Annotated in this window: 12 protein-coding genes; 8 read left to right on the top strand and 4 right to left on the bottom strand. The window is 72.3% G+C overall.

Going from position 1 to position 10,499, the window contains the following annotated elements; genetic code table 11:
• Nucleotides 1–358: DUF6529 family protein (locus ACFW2E_RS30680; RefSeq protein WP_384470329.1), on the bottom strand; the 358-nt coding region annotated here is incomplete at its 3' end.
• A gap of 24 nt (nucleotides 359–382) precedes the next feature.
• Entirely contained in the window at nucleotides 383–1,027 is a 645-nt protein-coding gene (locus ACFW2E_RS30675) for a hypothetical protein (RefSeq protein WP_384470328.1), read from the bottom strand.
• A 239-nt stretch (nucleotides 1,028–1,266) separates the two neighbouring features.
• On the opposite strand from ACFW2E_RS30675, the gene aroH reads away from it, so the two are divergent.
• The 5 genes from aroH (at nucleotide 1,267) to der (ending at nucleotide 5,834) form a co-directional block, all read left to right on the top strand.
• The gene (gene aroH / locus ACFW2E_RS30670; protein ID WP_384470327.1) at nucleotides 1,267–1,629 is read left to right on the top strand and encodes a chorismate mutase; all 363 of its coding nucleotides are present in this window, start codon (nucleotides 1,267–1,269) and stop codon (nucleotides 1,627–1,629) included.
• Nucleotides 1,626–2,711 (top strand): prephenate dehydrogenase, encoded by a 1,086-nt coding sequence (locus ACFW2E_RS30665; RefSeq protein ID WP_384470326.1) that lies wholly within the window; start codon nucleotides 1,626–1,628, stop codon nucleotides 2,709–2,711. The genes aroH and ACFW2E_RS30665 overlap by 4 nt, the downstream gene beginning before the upstream one ends.
• A 232-nt stretch (nucleotides 2,712–2,943) precedes the next feature.
• Entirely contained in the window at nucleotides 2,944–3,639 is a 696-nt protein-coding gene (gene cmk, locus ACFW2E_RS30660) for a (d)CMP kinase (protein ID WP_384470325.1), read from the top strand.
• The gene (locus ACFW2E_RS30655; RefSeq protein ID WP_384470324.1) at nucleotides 3,636–4,283 is read left to right on the top strand and encodes a lysophospholipid acyltransferase family protein; all 648 of its coding nucleotides are present in this window, start codon (nucleotides 3,636–3,638) and stop codon (nucleotides 4,281–4,283) included. The genes cmk and ACFW2E_RS30655 overlap by 4 nt, the downstream gene beginning before the upstream one ends.
• 72 nt (nucleotides 4,284–4,355) lie before the next feature.
• Entirely contained in the window at nucleotides 4,356–5,834 is a 1,479-nt protein-coding gene (gene der / locus ACFW2E_RS30650; protein WP_384470323.1) for a ribosome biogenesis GTPase Der, read from the top strand.
• Nucleotides 5,835–5,881: 47 nt separating this feature from the next.
• On the opposite strand, the gene ACFW2E_RS30645 is transcribed toward der, so the two are convergent.
• Together ACFW2E_RS30645 and ACFW2E_RS30640 are read right to left on the bottom strand one after the other, a co-directional pair.
• The gene (locus tag ACFW2E_RS30645; RefSeq protein WP_384470322.1) at nucleotides 5,882–6,316 is read right to left on the bottom strand and encodes a hypothetical protein; all 435 of its coding nucleotides are present in this window, start codon (nucleotides 6,314–6,316) and stop codon (nucleotides 5,882–5,884) included.
• Nucleotides 6,317–6,392: 76 nt separating this feature from the next.
• The gene (locus tag ACFW2E_RS30640) at nucleotides 6,393–7,178 is read right to left on the bottom strand and encodes a hypothetical protein (RefSeq protein ID WP_384470321.1); all 786 of its coding nucleotides are present in this window, start codon (nucleotides 7,176–7,178) and stop codon (nucleotides 6,393–6,395) included.
• A 543-nt stretch (nucleotides 7,179–7,721) separates the two neighbouring features.
• Here ACFW2E_RS30640 and ACFW2E_RS30635 point away from each other — a divergent pair.
• From ACFW2E_RS30635 to ACFW2E_RS30625, 3 genes are all read left to right on the top strand, one after another.
• A complete protein-coding gene (locus tag ACFW2E_RS30635) occupies nucleotides 7,722–8,423 on the top strand; it encodes a transglycosylase family protein (RefSeq protein ID WP_384470320.1) in 702 nt (233 codons plus the stop codon).
• A 385-nt stretch (nucleotides 8,424–8,808) separates the two neighbouring features.
• The gene (locus ACFW2E_RS30630) at nucleotides 8,809–9,777 is read left to right on the top strand and encodes a helix-turn-helix transcriptional regulator (protein WP_384470319.1); all 969 of its coding nucleotides are present in this window, start codon (nucleotides 8,809–8,811) and stop codon (nucleotides 9,775–9,777) included.
• 370 nt (nucleotides 9,778–10,147) lie between these two features.
• Nucleotides 10,148–10,363, top strand: coding sequence for an I78 family peptidase inhibitor (locus ACFW2E_RS30625; RefSeq protein WP_384470318.1), 216 nt, complete (start codon nucleotides 10,148–10,150; stop codon nucleotides 10,361–10,363).
• The last annotated feature ends 136 nt before the right edge of the window (nucleotides 10,364–10,499 follow it).

Raw genomic sequence — 10,499 nt, 5'->3', positions numbered from 1 at the left:
CGTACAGACAGTGCACCGCCACCGGAACCGCCACCAGGAACGCCACCCGGCCCGACCAGCGGTGCAGCGCGGGCGCCCCGCGCGGCCCGGGCAGCTTCCCGTACATCATCAGCGCCGAGACGAGCTGGACCACGGCGAAGAAGACCGCGGTGGTCGCCAGCCACGACTTCACGGCACCCGTGCTGCTGAACCCGGCGAGATTGAAGGAGGTGCCCGCCGGGTGGTGGACCTTGCCGTACACACCGAGGCCGACCGCCACGGCGGCGGCGACCAGCGCCGGGACGAGGTAGCGGGCCGGGTGCGAGCGGGCGTCGGGCGAGGGGAAGCCCTGCGTGGCGGCGTTCGGGTCGACGGTCATGATCGGCTCCCTCGGATCACGGGGTCAGGGGGTCACGGGACGTGCCGTAAGCCGCTCGCCGTCGACCGTGACCGCGCCGGTCGCCGGCTCGATGCGGGGCGCGGGCCCGGCCTTGCCGTCGCGGCTGAGGATGCCCACCTGCCGGCCGTCGGGCAGCACGATCCAGCCGCCGTCCACCTTCGCGCCGCGCACGCTGGCCGTCGCCCGGTAGAGCCCTGACGGCTTGACCGCCTTGGCCGCGGTGAAGGCGTAGTGCCCGCCGTCGATGCCGACCGTGCCGCGGATCCGCTCGCCCTCCTGGATCCTGCCGTCGAGCTCGGCGCCGTCGCGTCCCGTCAGCCGCATGCTGCCGTCGCCCTCGACGTCGCCCTTCAGCCACGACTCCTTCCTGTGGCCGTCACAGAAGTACGCGATCGCCCTCCCGCGGCGGATCGTCACGGCGACCGAGGACGAGTCGTCGTCCGTGCGGCCCGCGTAGGAGGCGTCGGCGGTCGGCAGCCGTGACGCGGTGGGAGTGGGTGACTTCACGGCCGCGGTCGGCCTGGTGGCCGGCGGCTCCTTGCGTGTGGACGCCGCGTTCTTGGTCCCGTTCGTCGCATTGAGCGTCAACATGAACAGGCCGAGCAGCAGACCCGCGAGCAGGGTCAGCAAAGGTCCGGGTCGCTTCATGACAAGCCTCCCCCGAGGCGGGCTTCCTGTCATGAGAGCGGACCGGTGCCCCCGGCGTAAAGAGGCGCACGGGGGTGTTCTCACACCAAGTAGCGGAATAGGGCGATCTGGGTGACATTGGGACGGTTCCCCGCACGCCGTGACCGTCTCAGCGGGCGGGCGCGGAACACCGGCCCGGCCCGCCCTGACTAGGCTGGCCGGACCAAGAGCCGATACGCATCTCAGCAAGGAGCAGCGCCGTGGCGGTACGAGCGGTCCGGGGCGCCGTCCAACTGGAGCGGGACGAGGCCGGGCACATGGACGAGCAGGTCGGGGCCCTGCTCACCGCCATCCTGGACCGCAACGGGCTGACCGTGGACGACCTGATCAGCATCTGGTTCACGGCCACCCCCGACCTGCACAGCGACTTCCCGGCGGCCGCCGCCCGCAAGCTCGGCATCGTCGACGTGCCGCTGATCTGCGCCCAGGAACTGGACATCGAGGGCGCCATGCCCCGCGTCGTGCGGGTCCTCGCGCACATCGAGTCGGACCGGCCCCGCGCCGGCATCGCCCATGTCTACCTCGGCGCGGCCGCCGCCCTGCGCAAGGACATCGCCCAGTGAGGACCGCACTCGTCATCGGCACCGGGCTCATCGGTACGTCCGTCGCGCTCGCCCTGTCCCAGCGGGGCGTGGCCGTCCACCTCGACGACCACGACCCCGAGCAGGCGCGTACGGCGGCGGCGCTGGGCGCCGGCACGGACGAGGCCCCGGAGGGTCCCGTCGACCTCGCGATCGTCGCCGCCCCGCCCGCGCACGTGTCAGCCGTCCTCGCGGACGCGGTCAGCCGGGGTGTGGCCCGCGGCTACATCGACGTGGCCAGCGTCAAGGGCGGCCCGCGCCGCGAGCTGGAGGCGCTGGGCCTCGATCTGTCCTCTTACATCGGCACGCACCCCATGTCGGGCCGTGAGAAGTCGGGGCCGCTGGCCGCCACCGGTGACCTCTTCGAGGGCCGCCCCTGGGTGCTGACGCCCACCCGGGACACGGACACCGAGGTGCTGAACCTCGCCCTGGAACTGGTCTCGCACTGCCGGGCGGTGCCGGTCGTCATGGACGCCGACGCCCACGACCGCGCCGTCGCCCTGGTCTCCCACATGCCCCACCTGGTCTCCAGCATGGTCGCCGCGCGCCTGGAGCACGCCGAGGAGGCGGCCGTACGGCTGTGCGGCCAGGGCATCCGGGACGTGACCCGGATCGCGGCCTCCGACCCCCGGATGTGGATCGACATCCTGTCCGCGAACCCCGGTCCGGTCGCCGACCTGCTCGCCGACGTCTCCGCCGACCTCGACGAGACCGTCCGTGCGCTGCGCGCCCTGCAGTCCTCCGACGAGGCCAAGCGGCAGGAGGGCAGCGCCGGGATCGAGGACGTGCTGCGGCGCGGCAACGCGGGGCAGGTCCGGGTACCCGGCAAGCACGGAACCGCGCCGCGGGTCTACGAGACGGTCGCCGTGCTCATCGACGACCAGCCGGGCCAGCTGGCCCGCATCTTCGCCGACGCCGGGCGGGCCGGGGTCAACATCGAGGACGTCCGCATCGAGCACGCGACGGGGCAGCAGGCCGGTCTGGTGCAGTTGATGGTGGAGCCGAAGGCGGCGGTGGCGCTGGCCGCTGCGTTGCGGGAGCGGGGCTGGGCGATCCGGCAGTAGGGCACCCGGCCCCGGTGGCCGTACCTGGGGGCAGCCGCCCCGAGCCCCCCGTTTCGGCCTGAACGGCCTCGTCCTCGAGCGCCGGACGGGCTGGGCGGAGCGGGCCGGAACGCGGGGGAGTCGTCTCTCGGCACCTCGCGCGTCCGGACGAGGGACGCGCACCCAGTAACCTTGTGCGGGGCGCCCTCGCGTCCCACACACCCACCACCCCGCACCAGGAAGGTGTCCCCCCGTGGAAAACGGTGCCGCCCGGACCGCCCAGCCCGTGATCGTCGCGATCGACGGCCCCTCCGGCACGGGCAAGTCGAGCACGTCGAAGGCCGTGGCCTCGAAGCTCGGCCTGAGCTACCTGGACACCGGGGCCCAGTACCGGGCGATCACCTGGTGGATGGTGAACAACGGCATCGACCTGGAGGACCCCTCCGCGATCGCCGCAGTCGCCGGAAAGCCGGAGATCGTCTCGGGCACCGACCCGGCCAACCCCACGATCACGGTCGACGGCACCGATGTCGCCGGCCCGATCCGCTCCCAGGACGTCACCTCCAGGGTCAGCGCGGTCAGCGCGGTGCCCGAGGTGCGCGCCCGGATCACCGAGCTGCAGCGCTCCCTGGCCGTCTCCGCCGAGGTCGGCATAGTGGTCGAGGGCCGTGACATCGGCACGACCGTGCTGCCGGACGCCGACCTGAAGATCTTCCTGACCGCCTCCGCGGAGGCCCGAGCCGCCCGCCGCAGCGGCGAGCTCAAGGGCGCGGACGTCAACGCCACCCGCGAGGCGCTGATCAAGCGTGACGCGGCCGACTCCAGCCGCAAGACCTCGCCGCTCGCCAAGGCGGACGACGCGGTCGAGGTGGACACCACCGACCTCACACTGCCGCAGGTCATCGAGTGCGTCGTCACCCTCGTCGAGGAGAAGCGGGCGGGGAAGTGACCGAGGCTCCGTCGGCGAGGGGCGCCGAGGTGGGGCGGCGCATCGGCGTCGGCCTCATGTACGGACTGTGGAAGCCGCGCGTGCTCGGCGCCTGGAGGGTGCCCGCGACCGGCCCGGCGATCTTCGCGGTCAACCACTCCCACAACATCGACGGCCCGATGGTCATGGGCGTGGCGCCCCGGCCGACGCACTTCCTCATCAAGAAGGAGGCGTTCGTCGGCCCGCTCGGCTCCTTCCTGACCGGCATCGGCCAGCTGAAGGTGGACCGCGAGACCACCGACCGTACGGCGATCGCGCGGGCGCTGGGCGTGCTGGAGGCCGGGGGAGTGCTCGGCATCTTCCCGGAGGGCACTCGCGGCGAGGGCGACTTCGCCTCGCTGCGCGCAGGGCTCGCGTACTTCGCGGTCCGCGGCGGAGCGCCCATCGTTCCGGTGGCCGTGCTGGGAAGTTCCGAGACGCGGAGCCGGTTGACCAAGGGGCTGCCCCCGCTGCGCTCCCGCGTCGACGTCGTCTTCGGCGACCCCTTCGAGGCGGGCGACGGCAGCGGACGACGTACGCGCAAGGCGCTGGACGAGGCGACCGAGCGCATCCAGAAGCAGCTCACCGCGCACCTGGAAAACGCCAGGCGCCTGACCGGGCGCTAGGCGACACTGAGTAGTGGATCACTCCTGACCGGGTGTTCCACCGATCACCACGATGAACGAGGTACGGACTTCATGAACGACGACATCCACTCCGAGGGCTCGCTCGGCGAGCACGACCACGGAGCGCTTGGCGACGCCGAGTACGCGGAGTTCATGGAGCTCGCCGCGGAAGAGGGCTTCGACATCGAGGACGTCGAGGGCGCCATCGAGGCGGCGGGCCACGGCCCGCTGCCCGTGCTCGCTGTCGTCGGCCGCCCGAATGTCGGCAAGTCGACCCTGGTGAACCGGATCATCGGCCGCCGTGAGGCGGTCGTCGAGGACAAGCCCGGCGTCACGCGCGACCGCGTGACCTACGAGGCCGAGTGGGCGGGCCGCCGCTTCAAGGTCGTCGACACCGGTGGCTGGGAGCAGGACGTCCTCGGCATCGACGCCTCCGTCGCCGCCCAGGCCGAGTACGCGATCGAGGCGGCCGACGCGGTCGTCTTCGTCGTCGACGCCAAGGTCGGCGCGACCGACACCGACGAGGCGGTCGTACGTCTGCTGCGCAAGGCCGGCAAGCCCGTGGTGCTGGCCGCCAACAAGGTCGACGGGCCGAGCGGCGAGGCCGACGCGGCCTACCTGTGGTCCCTCGGGCTCGGCGAGCCGCACCCGGTCTCCGCGCTGCACGGCCGCGGCACCGGCGACATGCTGGACGCCGTCCTCGAGGTGCTGCCGGACGCCCCCGAGCAGACCTTCGGCACCGCCGTCGGCGGCCCGCGCCGCATCGCGCTGATCGGCCGCCCGAACGTCGGCAAGTCCTCGCTGCTGAACAAGGTGGCGGGCGAGGAGCGGGTCGTCGTCAACGAACTCGCCGGCACCACCCGTGACCCGGTCGACGAGCTCATCGAACTCGGCGGTGTGACCTGGAAGTTCGTCGACACGGCCGGCATCCGCAAGCGCGTCCACCTGCAGCAGGGCGCCGACTACTACGCCTCGCTGCGCACCGCGGCCGCCGTCGAGAAGGCGGAGGTCGCCGTCGTCCTCATCGACGCCTCCGAGAACATCTCGGTGCAGGACCAGCGGATCATCACCATGGCCGTCGAGGCGGGCCGTGCCATGGTCATCGCCTACAACAAGTGGGACACCCTCGACGAGGAGCGCCGCTACTACCTCGAGCGCGAGATCGAGACCGAGCTCGCCCAGATCGCCTGGGCGCCGCGGGTCAACGTCTCCGCGCGCACCGGCCGGCACATGGAGAAGCTGGTCCCGGCGATCGAGACCGCCCTGGCGGGCTGGGAGACGCGCGTACCGACCGGCCGTCTCAACGCTTTCCTCGGTGAACTCGTCTCGGCCCACCCGCACCCGGTCCGGGGCGGCAAGCAGCCGCGCATTCTGTTCGGCACTCAGGCCGGCACCAAGCCCCCGCGCTTCGTCCTGTTCGCCTCCGGCTTCATCGAGGCGGGCTACCGCCGCTTCATCGAGCGCCGGCTGCGCGAGGAGTTCGGCTTCGAGGGGACGCCGATCCACATCTCCGTGCGGGTGCGCGAGAAGCGCGGCACGAAGAAGAAGTGAGCACGAGCGAAGGGCGGCCCTTGGTCAAGGGCCGCCCTTCGCGTATGTCACAGACCCCGGCGGGGTCCCGGTGGCAGGGCCGCGGGAACGTTGTGCATCCCCGTGCTGTCATGCCGCCCGATGGTTCCGACCCGCTGCCACTGCGCCTGCTGCTGCCCGGTGCCGTGGCGGGCGCTGTACGCACCCGCGCTGTACGCGCTGTACGAGTTCGAGCCGTGCGAAGCCGTCCCGTGCGACGTCGTTCCGTACGACCCCGTCCCGTACGCGCCCGTTCTGTGCGGGGCGAGCCCGAAGGCGGTGAACCCCAGCTCCTCCTCGCCGGTGCGATCGCCCGGCAGTGTCCGGAAGCTCCTCACCCACTCCGCGTAGAGCGTGTCGTAGATGGGCGTGGCCGATGGCACAGCCAGAGCCTCCTGTCCCGCCCGCGCGGACGGGATCGAGGAGAAGGACGGACGGCGGGGGGAAACGTCGTATGCGTGCACGTATGTCCAAACGACCGGACACTGGAAGGGATGCGGTCGCGGACTGCCCCTTCGGGGGCGCTGGGTCGCGCTGTTCTCAGGTGCCCGCGAGCGGCAGCGCCGCCGCGACCAGCTTCCCGTTGGCCGCCGCCTTGTCCAGCGCGTCCCGCAGCAGGTCCTCGCGGGGCTGACGTCCGATGGAGCCCACCGGAGCCGCGAACAGCAGTACCTGCTGGTGCTTGTTCGCCGCGGCCCGCCAGCCGTCCGTGACCTGCAGCGGCTGGTGGGCCTGCCACCAGGCCACGGGCTGCCCGCCGTTGGTGCCGGGCTGGAGCACGGCGTGCAGCTGGCCCACGGCCAGCAGTACCGACCAGCCGTGGAGTACCGGGGGCGCCGAGCCGAGATCGGTCACGGGCGTGTACCCCTGCTCGATGAGCAGCGGCAGGAAGTCGTCGCCCTCGCCCGACGCGCCGGGCCGCACGATCGGCGTGGTCGGCTCCACGACGAGCGCCGGGTGCAACTCCCCGGCGATCAGGACGAGTCCGCTGGTGACGCCGAGCACGGCCTGCTCGGGCACGGCCCTGTGCGCCTCACCGCCGGGGGCGCTGTCGCCGTTGATGGAGCGGACCGCGCCCCGCAGCTGCTCCTCGGTGACCTGGACGACCTGCGAGGGCAGACAGGTGGCGTGGGCGAAGGCGAGGACGGCGGTCTCGTCCCCGATGAACAGAACGGTGCTGGTGCGCTCCTGCTCGGAGTCGCCCGGGGTGCGGCAGGACGTGCAGTCGTAACTGCCCGGGGCGTTCTCTCCGGCGAGCAGCCGGTCGGCTTCTTCGTCGCCGATCTCGGCGCGTACGGCGTCACTGACGTCGAGCATGCGCGGCACGGGTTGCTCCCTCGGGATGCGGTGCGTGAAGGGCCGGGTGGCTCCCGGTCCGTGAGCCCCGGGGGGTTCCGGGCTCATGAAGGAGACAACGGGTGATCTGTGGCGGGAGTCACGCCCCGAAGGGAACGGAATCGAACCATCCGCCGCACAGGGTCACGGGCGGTGCGGAATCGCCCACTCCAAGTCAACTCTGTGGACGCCAAAGGAACTTGGTTCGGTGAAGTGGGTCACAGGTCATCGCGCGCCCTGGTCGACAAATCAGGAAATCGGCGAACGAAGTGGGTGACCGGAAGTCGCCGATACCCGCGGTAACGGCGAACTGGCCTGGAATGACAAGGAGTTGGTTGATGCGGGCTCATCGCGCTCCGTACATTCCTCCGCCGTGTGCAACGAGCACCGCTCGGGTACGTCCGCCGGCCGCGCACCAGGCAAGCAAGATCGCAGCACCGGCTCAGGCGGACGGGGCGAGCGCGAGCGACCGCGTCCATGCGCGGCGATCGCGCCCCGCCTTGGGGGACCCCGGGTTCGTGGAGAGGGAATTCCATGTCCGAATGTGCCGATACCACTCGCAACAACGTTCGTGACGACAGCGCCCGGGGCGACGGCTCCCGCAGGGCGCGCACGACGGCGGTCCTCGCCGGGGCGGCCCTGCTCGCCCCGCTCGGACTGCTGGCCGCGACCGGCAACGCCGCGGCGGCGGACGGCGGAGTGTGGGACCGCATCGCCCAGTGCGAGAGCGGCGGCAACTGGCACATCAACACCGGCAACGGCTACTACGGCGGACTCCAGTTCTCCGCCGGTACCTGGCGCGCCTACGGCGGATCGGCCTACGCTCCGACCGCCGACGGGGCCACCAGGACCCAGCAGATAGCCGTCGCCACCAAGGTCCAGCACGCCCAGGGCTGGGGCGCGTGGCCGACCTGTTCGGCACGGGCCGGAGCGTACGGCGCCGCACCCACGGCGGCCTCCTCCGGAACGACGGCCTCCAGGAGCACGAACACCACGAAGGCGGCTCCGTCGAAGACGTCGCAGCCGTCGAAGGCGCCGGACCGCACGACGGGCCGGACGACCCGCGGGACGTCCCGTCCCGCGTCCGGCGGGGACTACACCGTCCGCGAGGGCGACACGCTGAGCGGCATCGCCGCCCGGCACGGGACCACCTGGCAGCGGATCTACGCCGCCAACAAGTCCGTCATCGGCGGTGATCCCGACATGATCGTGCCCGGGCAGCGCCTCTCGCTCTGAGCCGCTCCCCCTGTCCCGGGCACGACGCCCCACCCGGTCGGCGACCGGGTGGGGCGCTTGCGTCCGTCGCCTCCGCGCCTCAGGGGCGGGCCGTCCGTCCACCCGCCTTGCCCGCGAACACCACCGTCCCGCGGCGCAGTTGCAGTTCGTACACGAACTCCGGCCGGGCGTGCACCGCCGACGGCCCGCTGCTCCCCGTCCGGTTCGAGCCGCTGCCGAACCGCCCAGGACGCGCCGGGCGTGCCTGTCGGGGGCTCGCTGGGAGGACCGCTGGGGCCGGGTCTCGCAGGGCGACGTGAACCGCACCCGCTTCGACGTTGCGCAACTGCCCTGCACGTCCCGATGAGGACAGTGGCTGTCCGCGACGGCTGGCAGACTCGGCCCCATGTTGGAGACCTCGGCACGACTGCTGCGCCTGCTCTCGCTCCTCCAGGCCCACCGGGAATGGTCCGGTGCCGAGCTCGCCGAACGGCTCGGGGTCACTCCGCGCACGGTGCGCCGGGACGTGGACCGGCTGCGCGAGCTCGGCTACCCGGTCAACGCCAGCCCCGGCACCGGCGGCGGCTACCAGCTGGGGGCGGGGGCCGAACTGCCGCCGCTGCTGCTGGACGACGACGAGGCGGTCGCCGTCGCCGTGGGCCTGCGCACCGCCGCCGGACAGGGCGTCGAGGGCATCGGTGAGAGTTCCGTACGGGCCCTGGCCAAGCTGGAGCAGGTGCTGCCCGGCCGGCTGCGCCGCCGGGTGGGCGCCCTCAACGCGTTCACGGTGCCGATGCTGCGCGGACCGGAGCCCTCCGCCGTCGACCCGGCCGTGCTGACGGAACTCGCCCACCTGTGCCGGGACGCGGAACGCCTGCGCTTCGAGTACTGCGGCCACGAGGGCACGACGACCCGCCGCACCGTCGAACCGCACCGCCTGGTGTGCACCGAGCGCCGCTGGTACCTGGTCGCCTGGGACCTCGACCGCGAGGACTGGCGAACGTTCCGGGCCGACCGCATCGCCCCGAAGCCTCCGCACGGCCCGCGTTTCACCCCGCGCGAGCCGCCCGCCGAGGACCTAGCCGCGTACGTGTCCCGGGGAGTCTCCACGCGCGCGTACGCCGCCCAGGCCGCCGTCCGGCTCCTGGTGCCCCTGGCCCGGGCCGCCGAGCGGATCTCGCCCTCGGCCGGGACCCTGGAGGCCGACGGGGCCGACGCCTGCGTCCTGCGCACCGGCGCCGCCGATCTCGACGTGATGGTCATTCACGTGATGATGATGGGGTTCGAGTTCGAGGTGCTGGAGCCCGCCGGACTGAGCGAGGCGATCAGAACGGCCCGGGACCGCTTGTCGCGCGCTCTGGAGCGGACCGGGTGAGGCCGTGCCGCCGTGAGCCCGGGTCCGGGACGTTGGGGGGTTCTGTGTCGGAGCGGTGAAACTCTTATGTGGTGTCAGCTTCCAGGGCGCCCGGTGCATTCGGAATGCAATGCCGACCGGGGACAGTCCGCGACCCGTACTCCGGGCGCTTTCCGCCGCCTTATTTCGAGAGCCGTTCCGACACACGGGAATTACGTTCGAATGCACCGGGAAGGCGTACCCAACCGCTCGTTCGTGTGATGGAGTCGAACCGAGCCACGTGTCGTGATCCTGTGACAGAAGCGTGACCGGAGAGGGACGTGTGCGTTCCGCGAGCCGCTCGCGGGGCCTCCGGCTTCCGTGCTCGCCGGACAGGGCCTAGCGTGGCGGCATGGCACCGATTCCCACTCCGTCAGCGGAGCCCAAGGACAGCCCGGAAGGGTACGTCGGCCTGGACGCGGCGAGCGCAGAGCGGCTCGCCCGCGAGCGGGGGTGGTCGTCGGTCCGGTCGCTGCCGCCGGGCGCGATCATCACGATGGAGTACCGGGTGGGGCGGCTGAACTTCGAGGTGCGGGACGGCAGGGTGGCGCGCGCCTGGAAGGGCTGAGCGGACCACGGCGAGGGGGCCCCCCCCCCGCGTCTAAAGGCGGGGGGGGCCCGGTGTGTTTGTAGGGGGTGGGGGGGGGCGTGCCGGCCCCCCCCGCCCGCCCCCCACCCACCCGCCCCGCCCTGTCGGGGGGCGG

The sequence above is a fragment of the Streptomyces sp. NPDC058964 genome (assembly GCF_042741275.1).
In the GTDB taxonomy this organism is placed as follows: Bacteria; Actinomycetota; Actinomycetes; order Streptomycetales; family Streptomycetaceae; genus Streptomyces.
Note: the sequence above shows the minus strand (reverse complement) of the source record. Positions and strands in the feature narration are given on the sequence as shown.

Excerpts from the sequence above, each read along its gene's own strand:
- ACFW2E_RS30675 (WP_384470328.1), bottom strand. The coding sequence starts at position 1,027 with ATGAAGCGACCCGGACCTTTGCTGACCCTGCTCGCGGGTCTGCTGCTC.
- der (WP_384470323.1), top strand. The coding sequence starts at position 4,356 with ATGAACGACGACATCCACTCCGAGGGCTCGCTCGGCGAGCACGACCAC.
- ACFW2E_RS30635 (WP_384470320.1), top strand. The coding sequence starts at position 7,722 with ATGTCCGAATGTGCCGATACCACTCGCAACAACGTTCGTGACGACAGC.
- ACFW2E_RS30630 (WP_384470319.1), top strand. The coding sequence starts at position 8,809 with ATGTTGGAGACCTCGGCACGACTGCTGCGCCTGCTCTCGCTCCTCCAG.
- ACFW2E_RS30625 (WP_384470318.1), top strand. The coding sequence starts at position 10,148 with ATGGCACCGATTCCCACTCCGTCAGCGGAGCCCAAGGACAGCCCGGAA.